Consider the following 16,635-nt stretch of genomic DNA (forward strand, 5'->3'; position numbering starts at 1 on the left):
TTTACCCTAGCTAGAGACTTATTTAGTGGCTAGGAAAATATGATCCAATTATGTTTCTGGGAGGAGAGAAAACAAGTTAGATGTTTATGATTTGATGATTCGCTACCACTAGTACGAGGTTAGATAAGCTCAAATTTCATTGACCATGGACAGGTCTAGAGAGCATCCATAGATTGCTGGAATAGGTATGAGGAATCGAATAGGTAGCTTAATTTCCCCCGGAGTTTTCCCTCTAATTCTGTTGGATCAATGGTTTCACCAACGAGAGCTGTTGGATCGCTGATACTGATACCATATTCCCATGAAGAATAATCGCTTCGATTAACTAAGAAAAGCGAGAAGATGAATGGATCATCAGGCTGGCGACGCCAAGCGTTACTTTCCCATTGTCCATCGAACCACGAATAATCTAAATCACTTCTATTGCTTAGCCACACAGAAATTGGTATTTCATTGTTCTCATCGATCCCTTTGATTAATAGTATGGTGCTACTATTCCAATTCTCTGGGCGTAATCCCTCTTGGTCATTTTGTGGTAATATCGCCCGGTTGACATTCGGGCCTGCCAAAATTTTTAAATCATCCGCATACGTTTTAACTTCAGCAGCATCATTAATGGCTATGAAAGTAGAATCAATATATTGAGAACTGGCTAGATTGATATGTTTCATTAGCTCTTGTGGTACTTTGTTGAGTTCTTCTTCAGCAGTTAAATCACAATTATTTTCATCAATACGTAATACTGCTTGAGTGGATTTTAAACCAAGTGGTTGCCCTTCGCTTATAAGTTGATAATCGCGGACCCTGCTGTATTTATCATTATCTTGTTCGGACCATTCTAGTAGTTTCCATGAGTTATGCCCAGGGGCATAACGTGCGAAACGCTCGGAGCTGAAAAATGGATGTTCCATGACTGGTTGGAGAGTAATAGTGCGATCTTGAAAATAATGCGTATTTCCAAAAATTGAGTCTTTGGGATTGAAATCCTGGTAAACTTCGAGGTTTGCGCTCACACACTCATTATAGGTAAAGCTATAATTAGCATGCGTAGTGCGGGAATCAGGGGATGAACCGGTTTGTTGAATTTGGGTATCTTGTGGTTGCCATTTGCTGGATCTGAGATTATCAATGCACATTAGTCTGGATCCAGAGCTTACATCGTCGTAGTAATGGCCACATTTAAGATCAGTAGTTTCTTGGTAGAACTGCCATGAAGTTGTTAAGTACCCCAAGATAACATTTGTTCCGAGCATGATTCCTACCATATAAAATGATACGATCGGCATATAGAAACGTGATGGGAGAAGAATCATTATGGCCAATACGATGGTTAGAATGATACTTACAATTGTAAAGTTATGCCCCAAGGATTCATTGGTAAAATTGTATAATATTGCCAGAAAAATAAGATATATGCCTAGAGGAATCCATAACTCTTTAGAATTAAGTGCGGATCTCTTTTTTTGTTTATCTGGATCCGACACATCTAAGTAACATAGCCGAAGCAGTATAGCTCCCAATACAAACCCGATGATCATAGTGGTGATCTGGGTTATAGAGAAAGTTGTTATGCTGGCAGGCATATTACTGTATTCATTATAGTATGCTGGTAAAAATAATATGCTAGTAAGGATCGCACTTGTGGCAGCTATGCTTATAGCAGTGTATCTTGATTTTTCATTAGTTTTATCTTGTGCACTTAATACCGCATATTTGATCTGACTGCCAAGTGTAGCAATAATTCTTTCCTTGGCGGTTTTCCGTAATAAGGTTTTATTGCCAGCAGTAGCTAGGGCCAAGTCTACATTGAATGATGATCGTAAATCTCCTATGAGTTGTGAAAACTTACTTGTATCGACCAGAATAATCCACTGAAGTTCATTTGATTCGGCAATGCCACAAAACTGGAAATATAACTCTGATACATAGTCCATATCATTGTTATCAGGTTCTCCTAGAAAATCTGGCCATCTTATCTCTTGTCGTGCTAGGTCTGAAAATGGAATGCCGGGAGAGATAATGCCTCCACCCTCGCCAATTGCTGCAATAAAGATAATATCATTTGGTTCTGCTGAAGGGATCAGCCGTCCAAGTTTAAGGGTTTTAGCTAGCTGAAGAAATTGATTGTCTATGAGAAGTAAATAATAGTTATATTTCATGCTTTATGAAATCCCCTACATAATTCCTGCATAGTAGGTCTGTTGCTAGGATTCTCGTCAGAAGCGTTCTCGATAAGTCGGACAACATCTTTATCGAATGCTCTACGCAGAGGATTTAAATCAGTTGACCATAGGAAAGCTTCGCTAGGATTAACACCTTCATGGTAAAGCCTTATAGCTATAAGAGCTGCTTTATATACATCCGAAGCTTGTGTTTGTACTGATGCCCGTGCTTTCAGCTCTCGAATCCTATTCTCGTTACTATGGTTTTGCGCTAATCTTGCGATTTGGTCATCTAGAGCCTGTTTTTCTGGTGGGATATATGAACCTGTGTGTTTCTGCGGCATTGCGGAACCGCCGTATTGCCAACGATAGCTGTCGGTGTCGATAAAAGCGGGAGCGCAATGTTTTGCTTGACGATGAGGATCAGGAACGTATGCCAGAATATTATTTGCGCTAATGTCACCTATTACCCATCCTAGACGGTGGATGCGCATAAAATATGTGAATAGACGTTGTAGATACCGTTTTTTCCCTAATGAGGTCATCGGCTTGAATCCTTGTTCCGGACCAAGCTTCCGTATTCTTTTTTCGGTTTGGATCCATCTGTCAAGTGGAAATAATTGATTATTAGAGTCTGGTGCAGTTGGGTCAACCATTTGTACAATAACTTTACGCATGAGCAATCCAGTGGCCCCATCTTGGTCAACAACTGTGGCAAGGGGCCAAGCGGCTCGTTGGTCAATGTACGCTTTCTCGTCTCTGGACAGACGCTCATAAGCATTGACCATATAGTCTAATGCAATTTGAACAGCAATTGCTTTTCCATCCTGTTTAACAAAATCGAGATACTCCTTATATACAAATGGTCCTTGTAATCCTCTGATGGAATAATCTTTAGGAAGATCATAGACAGTGCCTTCACCTCCTGCACCGAGTGCATGCTCAATATTTAGCTCATTTCTGTTTATTTTTAGGCCCATACTATAATCATGCTCCGATCATCATGTGATTGAAAAGCAAGATATGATGTTATTTTTATTAACTCATATGCGGGTACAGGTTTAGCTAATTTGTCACACAAGTATACATCTATGCCTAGATCGGGTTTGCTAATGTCGTCACCGATGCCATCAGATGTAATGAATATGGCCTCATTCTTTGATATGGTTACCTGATTAATCAATGGATACTTTGGCCCCGGATCTTTAGGGAGAGCACAAACTTTTTCATTGAGCACAAAATCACCAGAAGGGGTTTCTTTGCCACTGCCTAAAAGGGTCATGGAATCGTTGCTGATGATAAAGGAATAACCATCTCCTGCCAAGGAAGCTCGAATACAGGACACTTGATCATTAATCTTTTTAGAATCAATGATTAAGACCTCAGCAGTTGTTCCAATCACCTTTGCAAGGTGACTATCAAGTTCTTGATCTTGTGCATCCTCAGCAATTTTGAAAGTCCTTTTTCCTCGGGCTCGTAATTCATTACGGACATGGTTTGTGATATCTTCCCAAGGCAGGTCTTCAGGATGAAAACCTTCATCGAGTTTTTTGCGTACGGATTTTACTATCTTTTGTGTCGCGTAATAGGACCCCTTATGTGAGAATTCAGCTTCCGAAACACCATCTGCGATAGAGCCAATAAGATAGCGACCATTAGCTGATACCCCAAATGCTACTGAGTCTTGTCGTACCTTCTTATTTTCTTCATGTGATAGCCCTCGGACGGCGACAATACCTATTGTTAGATTCTCGTGGACGATTACATCTGCAACGCATCCAGGAAAATAAGAATCATCCTTGTTGGACAACACGATCAATGGATCACGATTCGGAGCATTTTTTACATCTCCAAATGATGCAATACCTCGTTTTAATCCCTCAGCGATGATAACGTATCGATTTTTCTTTACAGTTTTCCTTGTTGGATGGTGAGAATTATCCTGGTTTTGGTTGAGTCTTGGACTATGGGTAATTGAACTGAGGCGGTCCTCTGGTCGATGTAAGGGTGATGGTGATGGAACCTCGTTTGTTTCAGAATTATATTGGAGGTTTTTACGGGACCTTGATGATGTATCAGTTGGGGACTGCGTAAATTCTTGCTCATCTGTGTAGCCGTAGGGTCCCTCACTGTCAGTTCTAATACTTTGGCATTCCTCTTTATTTACGGAGTCATCATTATTGGATTGCCATTCATCATGTCTATCATCAGTATCCATTGCTTGGTTGCTCTCCTTTTGGGAAAAGTTCTTCTTAATAATAATCCCCAATAAGCTCAGTAGTACTCCAATTATGAGTAGTATTATCACAATTATGGGAATTGCTATTGTTCCTATGTCAGGATAAGACGTGGAGGATGATGGCCGGGAGAAATTAAACAAATTCATCATCAACTTCCCATTCATCACTGTTGAACGTCTTTGGATCGACTATGATTTTTCCAGTCGGGTTATCACCTGCAGATGAACTCACAATGGAGCTAACAAGTGTGTTAAGGATCTCTTGGAGACGTTGTACAGCCCTTGTAGGATCCTTGGTGGCTGCGGCAAAGCCCGACCCCAATTTAAAAGCCCTAATACCTTCAAGGTTTGCATTTCCCACCCCAAAGGTGAAAAAGTTTGGTCGATAACGGAACCCTTCATCAGATAGTGCTGCCCAGGCGCGTGCACGTTCCTCCACATCTCCGATGTCTTCACCGTCCGTGATGAAAAATACCGTGGGGCGATGGATGCCTATTTCAGGCTTGCGTAGACTTTCAACCGCAACGCCCATTTCATTAAATACTGCCCAGAAAGCAGCAGCGAAGTTTGTGCCACCTTTCGCTACAAGTTGTGGGATGTTTTCAGAAAAAGCATCAATTTCACTTAGTGGGATGACGACTCTGGCTTCGTCGCAGAATTCGATAAGTCCTAACCGAAGTCGTTGATCGAGCACCGAGTATTTTTCACAGGCTTCAACGATGCCAGGTACAAGTTGGTTGGCCGCATCTAGGAGTGTACCGCCTCCTGGCTTCTCTTCTAGCATTGAATAGGACACATCAATAAGGAAGAAAACTGGCAAATAGGTTGCTTTATATTTCTTCATAATTCATTCCAATCATCGTAGGGTAAAAAGATAGGGGCTGCCGTATCAAATTAGCTAGAGTAACTGATTTGATAGAGCTATTATATATCTGGCTTTACCCCCGTGTCAGCCCCGTAAATTGGGGTAATTTTTGTTCTATATTTGAGTAATGGGGTCAATTTGGGGGGCATTAAATTTGATATTATTGGGGAGTAATATGGAAGCTTATTTGGTTTGGCTACTAGGGAAATACGGTTCGGATTCTCAAATTGCTAACACGCATGACCCTCTCTAGAAACAAAAACAGGCTGAATGACGTGCTCTTTCCAATCTGCTATCTATTGGTGTGGATAGATTTTCCCGGTAACTAAATAAGCTTCATGCTTCTGTTAAATCTTTCCATGGGCTAATATTAGTGGATTGAAGCTTGCTCGGCCGCTAGGTGGGAAATGCGATTCAAATTCCCAAAGTTATTAAGATGCAGAATTGTTTTGGGTGATAAAATAAAATGAGATAGATGGTGGATTTTTAGTAGTCTATCATCCAATAACGTGATCTATTTTCACGGAAACTTCTGAATAATATTTAACGATCTGTTGCTGGTAACTGTACCGCTGTGCCTGGGCCAGGTGTGATGCTTCGTTGGATCGCATCCTTCGCCTCAGCCCACGGTGCATAGCCATCCCACATGGCCGAAATGATGGTGGACCAGTGAAAAAGGCCGCGCCGTTTCAATAATTCCTCGTCGGAAAGGACGAACGTGTGAGCCCGACTGTTCGAAAGAGCGAAAAATTTACCGTCATTAGCCACCATGTACGCGAGGATACCACCATCACGAGGCGGTGTCTTGTAGTGTTCTATTGTTTCCAACCCAAGTGGGGTGTGCCGATGGGCCAGGTCAGACCATCGGCACACCCCACTTTCCCTGCCTCAGACTAACCACCGTTTTGCGCTGGTGGAGGCGGCAATGAAATTGCTGAAGGGGCCACCGGCGTCGGCAAGCTCCGGGAAGGTGCCGGATTCTACGATGCCATAACCGTTGGTGGGGTCGTCGTCAAGCTTGCCGAAAACAATGACCTGATCGGCATCCCGAATCGTCGACAGGCGGTGGGCAACCACAATCACGGTGCGACCGCGGGTGAGCTCCTTCATGACGGCGGTGATCGCCGCCTCGTTTTCGCCGTCGAGGGCGGAGGTGATCTCGTCGAGCAGCAGAATGGGGGCATCTTTAATAAAGGCGCGCGCAATGGAAACCCGTTGGCGTTCGCCGCCGGACAGCTTCAAACCACCCTGCCCCACCTGGGTGTCCCACCCGTCCGGCAGGGACGCGATCACTTGGTCGAGGCGGGCGGCACGGGCGGCGGCCTCCAGCTCCGCATCGGTGGCGTCGGGGCGGGCCATGCGCACATTCTCACGAATGGTTGTGTCAAATAGATACACATCCTGGAATACCATGGAAATATTGCGCATGAGTGTTGGGGTGGGAATATTGCGCACGTCCGCGCCGCCGATCTGCACGGAGCCGGAATCCAAGTCCCAAAACCGGGCGATGAGCCGCAGCATCGTTGACTTGCCACAGCCCGAGGGGCCCACCAGCGCCGTCATCGTGCCCTGCCGAGCCGTGAAATTCACATTGTGAACGACTTTCCGTTCCGGCACATAGCCGAAATTCACATCCGTCACGGTGATCGTGGTGGACTCCAGGTTGGTGACAGCCTGCTCCGGGGTCGGCTCGGGGAGCGGCTTAGCGGTGAGAATTTCGTTGACCGTGTGCAATGCCGCCTCTGACGCATGGATTTCCGTACCATACATGACCGACAGGGTGAGCGGCTGCACCACCCGCACGGAAATGACCGCGATCACAATATAGCTGATGGGGTCCAGGTCCATCCGAAGCATAAACACTAAACCTGCGATAATGACCAGGGCAAATGCCGTCTGAATAATGCTGGAATAGGCGATATTCGGCCGACCCTTCGCGCGCAATGATTCGTGGACCGTGTCGTTTTCCCGAGCTAGGGCGTCCTCCAACAATCCCCACCCCCGTTGGGTTACCCCATTGGCACGTAAAATCGGTTGTAGGCGAGCGTATTCAATGAGTCGTCCGGCAGAGTCGGCAGCCGCCTGCGCTTGGACCTCATCCACTTTTACGATGGATTTTTGCATGTACAACCAGCCCCACCGCAGCAATGGGACGCACGCAATCATAATGAGCGCCAGCCGCCAATCCACGATCAACACCGCAATCACGATGACCGCGGGGGTCACAAACTGCTTGACCAGGGCGGGAATAATGATGGAAGCAACATGCGATAAGGTGTCGATCTCCCGGGACATCGCGGACGCGATTTGCGCCTCCCGCTTGGCGTCGAACCAGCCCAGCGGCAGTTGCAAAGTGTGATCCGCAATCTTTTCGATGAGCGCATCGCACACGTCATACACGCTAATCCGGTAAGAACGCATAATGCCATAAAACTCCACCACAAACGACACCACGGCCAGCCCAACGAGCACCCCCAACCAGGTGCCCACCCGGGGTCCGCCGCCCAAAAGTTCCTGCAAAAACGGGATCATCATGGCCAGTGCGACACCCTGCAACACCGCCGACACGCTAAAAATGGCGATAAGCTGGCGCAGGTTTTTATCGTCAACAATGGTTCCTAACAGCCGCCACATTTACTTTGCCACCTCCTGTTGTTTCTCCCACATCGTGCGGTACGTTTCGCTGCGTTCCAGCAGCTCAGCATGCGTTCCCGTTGCCAGCACGCTTGTTTCGCTTGTCGACGCCGTTGGCTCGCCGATCACCGCAATCAGGTCCGCCGCGGCGATGGTTGCCAACCGGTGGGCGATAATAATGACCGTTTTGCCCTTCGCCAGGGCCGCCAGCGCGGCATGAATGTCCCGCTCCGACTGGGGATCCGTCTGGGCGGTCGCCTCATCCAAAATCAGAATGGGCGCGTTATGCAGATAGGCGCGCGCAATGGTAATGCGTTGCTTCTCACCACCAGACAGAAAACCGCCATCACCACCAATGACGGTGTCGTAACCATGTGGAAGCCGCATGATGCGGTCGTGAATGCAGGCGGACTTTGCGGCCTCGACGATCTCATCCCGGCTGGCCTGCGGATTTCCCAACGCAATGTTATTGGCCACGGTGTCATGGGCCAGAGCAATGTCTTGGAACACGATGGCTATTTGGTTGAGCAACCACTGATTGCTCACCTCCCGAACATCCAGGCCATCCACCTTGACCGCTCCGGCGTCCACGTCGTAGAACCTGGCGATTAGTCGGGCGATCGTGGTTTTCCCACCACCCGATGGCCCCACCAGGGCGGTGACCGAGCCTGCCGGAATCCGCAGATTCACGTTGCGTAAAATCGGGTTCTCGGGGTTATAACCAAAGCTCACATCGGTAAGCTCCACTTCACCCGGTTTTGGCCCCGGGCCATCGGTGTGCGGTCCGTCCGGCTGGTGGGGGATGTCCAGCAGGTCCGCCGTGTCCTGGGCCGCCTGGTTGGCGGTAAACAGGTGCTGCATGATTTGGACGAACTGCAAAAAGCCGACCGGCAGGCCCACCCCGACCATGAAGAACGGCAGGGCATAGGCGGGCTCTAACCAGTCTTTCGACACGAACCACACGGTCGGCGGTGCGATCGTCACCAAAATGACGGCTGGCTGGAAGAACGACGAAATGATCGCCATGGGCTTCCCTGACGCTGCCAACCACTGGTAGGAAATTTCCGCAAAATACCGCCTGGCCTTGTCAAACCGGGTGCGAGCGGTTGCTGCGGCCTGAAAGTTCTTGATCTCCTTAATGCCTTCCACCATTTCAACGGTGGCTGCCGACAATTCCGTTTTGGCGCTGGAAAATTGGCTTGTGGACTCGGTAAAACCACGCATCATGGTGCCGGTCACTACCACGAAGATAAGCACCCATACCCCAAGAATCAGCAGGGTAAGCTGCCAATCCACCCACATCAAATACCCGATTCCCACCACCAGGGCGGTGATGGAGTTCATGGCGTCCCCGGCCAGGTGCGCCACCAGCGTGTGAATCGCGGCGGTGTCGTCACACACCATTTTGCGAATAGACCCTGATGAGGTTTGATCTACCCGGCCCAAGGGAATCCGGCCAAACGCCTGAACAAGTCGGCGCCGCAGCTGGTAGCGCAGGTTCGCTTCGGAAATGTGCGTGACCCCCAACCCGATCCCGTACAGTAAACCATTGGCAAACACTGCAACAATGGCCACCCCGACCCACAACCATAGGGTGTCGCTTGGTGACCCGCGGAACCAATTGGCCGCTATCTCCGTGATTGCAATGTATGGCACGATGGCGCAGGTCCCACCAATGCTGGTGATGATCGCCGTGGTAATCATCGACTTCCGTGCTGGGGCAATGAGTTTTTTCACCCCGGGCTCTAGCATGAGTCATCCCCTCACATCAAGAGTATATAGACGTATTAGGTAAGCCTTAGTATACCGGTTTTGCTGGTTTCTAGGTGGGGGATTGGGAGTGGGGGCTCGGCGATGGGATGCGGTCGGTAGGGGACAGAGGCTGGTTGGCGTGGGTGTGGGCGGTGTGGTGGCGTGTGCGTGGTTGCACGGGCGTGGCACGCGTACGGTGGTGTGGTAGCTGCGGCGTGTGTGGCGGTCCCGGTAGTAGGTGTGCTGAGCTGGAGTTCTGGTTGTGGGGCTACGCCTAGCTTGGCGCCGAATCGGGAAAGTATAGCTTAGAACTTGCGCTGCTATTTTGTGGACAGCTTCGGTTGGTGGGTAGCATATTAGATGAGTTTGGGTTTTGGTCCTGGGTCGTCTTGTAAGGGGTTCCCGGATTGGAAACCAAGCTCAGAACAAATGCGGCAGATGCAAACGCTTCTGCTTCATAGGTGCTGAGCTGGAGTTCGTATAAAAAGCTATTCCTGAGTCTGGTAGCAAATTATGAACTCCGGCTTAGTGCTTATATGGCATGGTTGCGGCGAGTTTTGCCTCAGTAAACGATGAGGCTGCAAATCTGGTGGGCTGGGGTTTGTCGGTGTGGCTAGCTTCCAGAGGCAGTATTTCCAGCAAACCCTAGCCCACCAAACTTGAAGCCCGGTGGGGTTGATGGGTATCGGATTTCCTAAGCTGGGGTTTCGGTTTGGGGCGCTGGCGGTTCATGGACATTTGGGTGTAGCACATTCAGAACTCAAGCTCAGCAAATTAGAAGCCCTCGGTCGCGGCGGTCCAAAGCTGGTGCTTCACGTTATCTAAGCTCCACAACCCCGCGAATAGTTGATGCGCAGGCTTCCTGGAGCGGGTTCTGGAGCTTAGAACAAGTGTGGCCAGTTCCCAATGTGTGCTTCATGTCTGCTGAGCCTGGGTTTGGAGCTTGCTGCTAGCCGGTGGCGGATGGTAGTGGGTGTGCTGAGCTGGAGTTCCGGTTTTGCAGCCACTCCCAGCTTGGTACTGAATCGAGAAAGTATAGCTTAGAACAAGTGCAGCTGATGTGATGAGCTTCTGCTTCACGGTTGCTGAGCTGGAGTTCGTGCGAAATCCTGCCCTTGAGGCTAGTAAGAAACCGCGAACTCAAGCTTAGCGAACCAGAAGCCCTTGGCTGCGGCGGGGTAAAGCCGAGCTTCACACTATCTAAGCTCCACTCTCCAGGCTCTCCATCCAGAACCTCTGCACTCCTCCGCCCCCAAACCCCAGCTTAGGCATTCTGAAGTCTGTTACCAGTCTCGATATTTATAGGTTTATAGCATTTATGCCAGATTGTGCCCCCAAGGTAAAACCTGCTTTTTCCAGCCCTTTTCCAAAATTCAGACGTCTTACTTCTGTGACCTGCTTGACATTTTGAAAATTATATAGTATATTTTTCCTATGAATTTGGATACCAGGATGAAGAAATATGAATATGTAACCCGCACGTACCTCACATGCCGAATGCCGGTTATTGTTCGCCTTGATGGCAAGGCTTTCCACACGTTTACCCGCGGCTTGAAAAAGCCCTTTGACCCGGTTTTTAACAGTGCCATGGATGACACCATGCTGTACCTTGCCCAAAACAGTCAGAACTGCATGCTGGCTTATCGGCAGTCTGACGAGATTTCCCTGCTTCTCGTTGACTACGCCACCTTCGAAACCGCGGCATGGTTCGATAACAACATTTCCAAAATCGTGAGCATTACCGCCTCAATGGCAACAGCGGTGTTTAACGAGTCTTTCAAAAAGCACGCATTAGCCCAGCTAGAAACCGAGACGGATCAGAAATACTGCAATGCTTTACGACGCTGTATCGACAACCTTGCCCTCTTCGACAGTCGTGCCTTCAACATCCCCCGTGAAGAAGTAGCCAACTGTTTCTGGTGGCGCCAAAAGGACGCGATTAAAAACAGTATCGCTAGCCTGGGGCAAGCCCATTTCTCCCCGCGCGAGCTTCACGGAAAACACGGCCAGCAAATTCAGGAAATGCTAGAAACCAAGGGCATTAGCTGGGAGGATGCGCCCACGCCCCAGAAGCGGGGCGCCTGTGCTCTTCGGGATGACGAGGGCCAATGGCATGTCGACCATAACATTCCCGTATTCACCGAGGATTGGAACTACATTGACCGATTCGTTGATGTAGACCTGTAATCCCAAGCCTTCTCGCTATTCCCTGAATAGAGTCCCATCAAGACCGGGTCTTGATGGGACTCTTGTCGTTATGCTCGTTGTGGGGAAGCGTAACAATATGTATGTTAGCAGCTAAATAAGCCTTATGGTTCGGGATGCGTAGTTCCGGTTAGCGGATCGAGACCGCCGAGTTTCATTTCAAACTGCTTGTAGTTGGCAAGTGACGCAAAATGTCGGGAATACAGGTCACAGTCTTCGTGAATGTTGTCGTATAAAGTTGGTGCGACATCAACAATGTAGCGGATGGTTACCGCCAACTGGCCTTCCAAACAATCAGCCTTAACTCGTTCCTGGTCTTTCGCTATGCGTTCAACGCGCGCATATGCTTCTTCTTAGGTATCTGCATAGACGATATAAAAATCTTCGCGGAAGAAACTTGGTTGTGCTGCCATTGGGCTTGCTTCTAGCTCAAAGACCACGATGCCAATGTAGGGTCCATATGCGATAGCGTACCAAACCAGCAGCTCCATGGGGTCGAAGGGTATCGATTCTGCTGAGCTGGAGTTCCGGTTTGGGCCACTCTCGGCCCCTGGGCATATGGGTGCAGCAGGTTTGAAACTACAGCTCAGCACCTGTGAAGCATGGCTGTGGCAGGGAGTCGGTTGGCCATGCGCTGGGGCTGCAAGTTTGGTGGGCTTGGGTTTGCTGGTGCGGTTATGCCGTGGAGCTGGTTTTTCTACAAGTCCCAGCCCACCAAACCTGCAGCCTCGTTAGGTATCAGGTTTCCTGAGCTGGAGTTCCGGTTTTGGGCGTTTCCGGTTCCTGGTCCCATGGGTGCAGCATTTTTGAAACTACAGCTCAGCACTTGCGAAGCATGATCGTAGTGGGGGAGCCAGCGCGAAAAATATGATCTATACCACTTGATGTCGGGGTTGTGGGTGTTTGTGCCGGTAGTAGCAATTTTGCATGCGATGGTGGGGGAGAGGGCACACTTGCGGCATATCGAATAACGATATAACATATTGAATAACGATATATCGAAAAACGATATGCGGATGATTGTCGAAAGGAAGGAAATCATGAACATCATGAACGACACAGGTAAGGGTGCAACGGCATTGCGGGCTAGCCTGGGATTCCCCCTGTATGTGAGGCCTCGGTCGCTGCGGGGTCCGTTGCAAAGCTTGGTGCGCAACAGTAGGGGCAACTCGAAAAACAATTGCGCAAAACCAGGCGGGTTGGGTCGCCCCAACCGCCCGTCGTCAGACACTGCGACTCGTCGCGGAAGGACTACTGCCATGAAAGTCGTCAAAACTCTCACCATCATCATTGCGGTGATCGCCGTTCTGGCCGGCGCCATCACCTGGTTCTTTGGGCCAAGCTTGGGGGTCGCGCTGCTCGGCCGGCCGATCCTCATGATTTCCACGCCGCACCGCTACGGACAGGCCGCCATCGACATCGGCCGCAACTTTGCGATCTACGCGGACACTCCACAAGCCACCGCAGCCTACGAGGAAGCCAAAGCAGAAATTGCGAACGTCCATTCGGTTGAGGAAACCTACCCGATCATCAAGAAATACCTCAAGGTGGCTGGCGGGAAGCATTCCAATTTCCTTTCGCCGGAAGACAACGCAAACAGCGATGACTTGGGTAATGACTCCCCAACCGTAACCAAGAACGACAACATTGTTACCGCCATGCTTCCAAGTCTGAATCTTGGGCCGGTCGGACAAAAATATGCGGACATACTTGCGAACGGGTTGGCCGAAAATGTTCCGAATTCCTGTGGTGTCATCCTTGACCTCCGCAAAAACGATGGTGGCGACATGGGCCCCATGCTTGCCGGCGTCAGCGGACTCCTGCCCGATGGGACCCTCCTGAGCTTCAAGAGCAAAAACTCGACCAGCCCGGTCACCCTCAACAACGGCAGCATCTCCGGCGGCGGCACACCCACTACCGTGGGGCCGAAAGACAAGTTCCGGGTGCCGGTTGCCATCCTCACCAGCAACGTTACCGCCAGCTCCGGTGAAGCCACCCTCCTCAGCTTCCGTGGTCTGGAAAACACGCGCACATTTGGGCAGCCCAGCGCCGGCTATGCCAGCGGTAACCTGATTATTGACATGCCCGACGGTGCCGGCTTGATGGTCACTACTGCTAACGACGTGGCCCGCACCGGGGAAGAATTCTCCGAAGACCCGATCGCGCCGGACGTGTCAACCGACCGGCCGGAACAGGCAGCAACCGAGTGGTTGCATTCACAGTGTGGCCAATGACTGGCCTTGCCATTCGCCAATAAACCATCCGAGGCTTATTCACAACGGTGGAAAGTACACCCACACTTCCCACCAATCGAATAAGTCTCGAACTCAATTCACCAACCATGAGGGTAAGAATATTCACGTAGAATGAACATAATCAAGATGAATATATGCCAGTTAGGCAGCTAAAATAATGCGTTTCCAAGCCCAAGGAGGTTCAATAATATGAAATTGGGCAACATTTTCCGAGGACCAAAATGGCCCAGAGACGCCGCTGAATTTATCGCAACACATTTTGCGGACAAGAGCGTGACAGAATTCTTTGACGAACCACGCTTCGAACGATTCCTCTATCTCGCCAAAACCGAAACATGGGTCGAAGCCGCCCGGGAATATCGTGATGTCACGGGCGAAGACATTCAATCAAGCATTATTGCTGCCGAGGTGGCCCGCCGGACGTTCCGGTAGGCGAGAGTGTGGGGGAGGGGGTTTCAAGCTGGGGAGGGGAGCGGGCAAAGCTTGCTGAAATCCGCTGTTGGTGTGGGTTGCGCATGTGGTGGGCTGGGGTTTGAGTAACTTGTGACCTTGTGCGTCCTGATTGCACCGACAAACCCCAGCCCACCAAACTTGAAGCCTTGCAGGTTTGGAGGTAGTGGTTTTGCTGAGCTGGAGTTCTGATTTTGGGCGCTTTGGGTTCCTGGGCGTATGGGGGCAGCAGGTTTGAAACTATAGCTCAGTACTTGTGAAGCGTGGCTGCGGTGGTGAGTTTGTCGGGGCTGCAAACTTGGTGGGCTAGGGTTCGTTGGCGTGTTCATGCCGTGAAGCTGGTTTTTCTGCAAGTCCCAGCCCACCAAACCTGCAGCCCCGTAAAGTATCAGGTTTCCTGAGCTGGAGTTCCGATCTGCAGTCGGTAAGACCAGCAGCAACGAAAAACCAAGCTGTGTTGCCCTGAAGTTGCCCAGGTGCAGCCCTGCAGCCGCCCCTGAAACCGCCCCGAACCACATGGGGGAGGACCCTTGCGGCATATCGAAAAACGATATAACATATTGAATAACGATATATCGAGAAACGATATGCTTCTCGCGCAGATAAGCGGGAATTGCAGGAAGGACAAGGACTACGTCATGGACGTTGACAAAAAAGATCGCAACGAAATCCTCGTCGCCATGATTATCTACACACTGATGCTGGTGCTGCTGGGCCGTCGGCTACTCGATCTCGTGATCTGGCACCGGATTCCCCATTCCTTCGGGGTGCTGCTTGCGGAGCGGGCAGATGAGGGCATGATCCCGCTCTCCCTGGCTGACTCCGTCGCAAAGTCACTGCTCATTAGTGGTTTCCTGCTGTCGCTCCTGGGCATTGTTGTGGTGGCCACGACGCTGATTCTGCTGGCCCGGCAGCTGCTTAAGGGCCAGTTCTTCACCGCATATAATGTGAAATGCTTCACTATTGGGTCGCTGTCGCTTGGTGTCTATTTCCTGGGCGTTTTCGTGCAGAATATGGGGGCCAATGAGATGGCTGCAAAGCTGAATCTGCGCAGCTGGTTTGACTACTCCGAGGCACAAAGCTTGGATTATATTGCTATGTTTCTGTTCGTAGAAACATTGGTGCTGTTAGCGGTAGTGATTCGCCGCGGGATCTCTATGCAAGAAGACCAGGAAGGGTTGATCTGATTGGTAAAGCTACAAAGAGTGGTCTGCCACCTCGACCAACTCCTGGCCGAACGCGAAATGACGCTTGCCGCCCTCGCTGACCAGGTTGGGGTCACCGTCGCTAACCTGTCCGTGCTCAAGAATAACCGCGCCAAAGCCGTACGATTTACCACGCTTGTGGCGCTTTGCGACGCCCTCGACTGCCAACCTGGCGACCTCTTTACCGCCGAATAACCACCACTAATCCAGCTCGCCAAGCTTAACGATCGGTGAAGAAACCCACGGCTAGCGGCTGCGATGCGAGAACCTCGGAACCCAAAACCATAATTAGCACCTCTTCTACTTTTCTATGCTTGTGGCGATAGTAGATAAATTGCTACTAACGAGGGGATATGGGATCCATTGCAACCTTTCGTGCTAGAAAATACTCTAGGTAAATTCATGCAATAGAAATTGAATCTTACTATAAGATATCTGCGCTATTGCTTGCTCATTAGTGCAAATTTGGAGTAGTATTATTCCCTTTAGCGGGGAGTTTTAAACTCAAGTTTAGTAAAATTTAAGGATTTTTAACCCGGTTTCGACCCATCTTGCCGCGGGGTGCTAGCAAAAGTGATACAGCCATAATGTTGTGCTGCACTTCTGCTGATATTGCCGAAAAAAGCCCCCGATAGTATGTGCGCCTGTCAACTACCCCTATATGGTTACCCCTAGTGCTCTGCGAAAAATACCTGCTCAACGGCTTGTAATCGGCCTAAATTACCCCCAAAGATATAGCAGAACTGATATATATCAAATCTGCTATGGACATTGATTGTCACGTTCGTTATTATCGAAATCAGATCAAGAAAACAACAACAGAAACACCGGAAAGGAGCAGATCAGTGCGAAACCTAAGAAAGAATCG

The 16,635-nt window shown here is 49.6% G+C and carries 12 protein-coding genes and 1 pseudogene; 5 read left to right on the forward strand and 8 right to left on the reverse strand.

The features are described from left to right. Positions 1 to 155: 155 nt before the first annotated feature. The 7 genes from HBA49_RS00705 to HBA49_RS00735 all read right to left on the reverse strand — a co-directional run bounded on the left by HBA49_RS00705 (position 156) and on the right by HBA49_RS00735 (position 9,652). The gene (locus tag HBA49_RS00705) at positions 156 to 2,159 is read right to left on the reverse strand and encodes a hypothetical protein (protein WP_005525301.1); all 2,004 of its coding nucleotides are present in this window, start codon (positions 2,157 to 2,159) and stop codon (positions 156 to 158) included. After that, positions 2,156 to 3,142, reverse strand: coding sequence for a hypothetical protein (locus HBA49_RS00710; RefSeq protein WP_005525107.1), 987 nt, complete (start codon positions 3,140 to 3,142; stop codon positions 2,156 to 2,158). The genes HBA49_RS00705 and HBA49_RS00710 overlap by 4 nt, the downstream gene beginning before the upstream one ends. Next, a complete protein-coding gene (locus HBA49_RS00715; RefSeq protein WP_225866028.1) occupies positions 3,133 to 4,380 on the reverse strand; it encodes a protein phosphatase 2C domain-containing protein in 1,248 nt (415 codons plus the stop codon). Before HBA49_RS00715 ends, HBA49_RS00710 begins: the two co-directional genes overlap by 10 nt. A gap of 154 nt (positions 4,381 to 4,534) precedes the next feature. Beyond that, positions 4,535 to 5,245 (reverse strand): vWA domain-containing protein, encoded by a 711-nt coding sequence (locus HBA49_RS00720; protein ID WP_005525399.1) that lies wholly within the window; start codon positions 5,243 to 5,245, stop codon positions 4,535 to 4,537. A gap of 564 nt (positions 5,246 to 5,809) precedes the next feature. Beyond that, on the reverse strand, positions 5,810 to 6,037 hold the full coding sequence (locus HBA49_RS00725; RefSeq protein WP_005525169.1) for a hypothetical protein: 228 nt from the start codon (positions 6,035 to 6,037) through the stop codon (positions 5,810 to 5,812). Positions 6,038 to 6,154: 117 nt separating this feature from the next. Continuing rightward, positions 6,155 to 7,900, reverse strand: coding sequence for an ABC transporter ATP-binding protein (locus HBA49_RS00730; protein WP_005524979.1), 1,746 nt, complete (start codon positions 7,898 to 7,900; stop codon positions 6,155 to 6,157). Then, positions 7,901 to 9,652: an ABC transporter ATP-binding protein gene (locus HBA49_RS00735; RefSeq protein WP_005525461.1), complete on the reverse strand. Its 1,752-nt coding sequence runs from the start codon at positions 9,650 to 9,652 to the stop codon at positions 7,901 to 7,903. It lies immediately after the preceding gene. A gap of 1,452 nt (positions 9,653 to 11,104) precedes the next feature. On the opposite strand from HBA49_RS00735, the gene HBA49_RS00740 reads away from it, so the two are divergent. Then, entirely contained in the window at positions 11,105 to 11,839 is a 735-nt protein-coding gene (locus tag HBA49_RS00740) for a tRNA(His) guanylyltransferase Thg1 family protein (RefSeq protein WP_005525492.1), read from the forward strand. Positions 11,840 to 11,961: 122 nt separating this feature from the next. On the opposite strand, the pseudogene HBA49_RS00745 reads toward HBA49_RS00740, so the two are convergent. Next, a pseudogene (locus HBA49_RS00745) lies at positions 11,962 to 12,348 on the reverse strand (DUF4288 domain-containing protein). A gap of 549 nt (positions 12,349 to 12,897) precedes the next feature. On the opposite strand from HBA49_RS00745, the gene HBA49_RS00750 reads away from it, so the two are divergent. The 4 genes from HBA49_RS00750 to HBA49_RS00765 all read left to right on the forward strand — a co-directional run bounded on the left by HBA49_RS00750 (position 12,898) and on the right by HBA49_RS00765 (position 15,962). After that, on the forward strand, positions 12,898 to 14,091 hold the full coding sequence (locus HBA49_RS00750) for a S41 family peptidase (RefSeq protein ID WP_225866029.1): 1,194 nt from the start codon (positions 12,898 to 12,900) through the stop codon (positions 14,089 to 14,091). A 210-nt stretch (positions 14,092 to 14,301) separates the two neighbouring features. Further along, positions 14,302 to 14,544, forward strand: coding sequence for a hypothetical protein (locus HBA49_RS00755; protein ID WP_005525105.1), 243 nt, complete (start codon positions 14,302 to 14,304; stop codon positions 14,542 to 14,544). Positions 14,545 to 15,200: 656 nt separating this feature from the next. Then, positions 15,201 to 15,749 carry a hypothetical protein gene (locus HBA49_RS00760; RefSeq protein WP_005525497.1) on the forward strand — a complete coding sequence of 183 codons (549 nt, stop codon included), beginning with the start codon at positions 15,201 to 15,203 and terminating at the stop codon, positions 15,747 to 15,749. An 18-nt stretch (positions 15,750 to 15,767) separates the two neighbouring features. Further along, positions 15,768 to 15,962: a helix-turn-helix domain-containing protein gene (locus HBA49_RS00765; RefSeq protein WP_005525452.1), complete on the forward strand. Its 195-nt coding sequence runs from the start codon at positions 15,768 to 15,770 to the stop codon at positions 15,960 to 15,962. Positions 15,963 to 16,635: the final 673 nt, after the last annotated feature.

Source organism: Corynebacterium matruchotii (assembly GCF_011612265.2).
GTDB classification, from domain to species: Bacteria; Actinomycetota; Actinomycetes; order Mycobacteriales; family Mycobacteriaceae; genus Corynebacterium; species Corynebacterium matruchotii.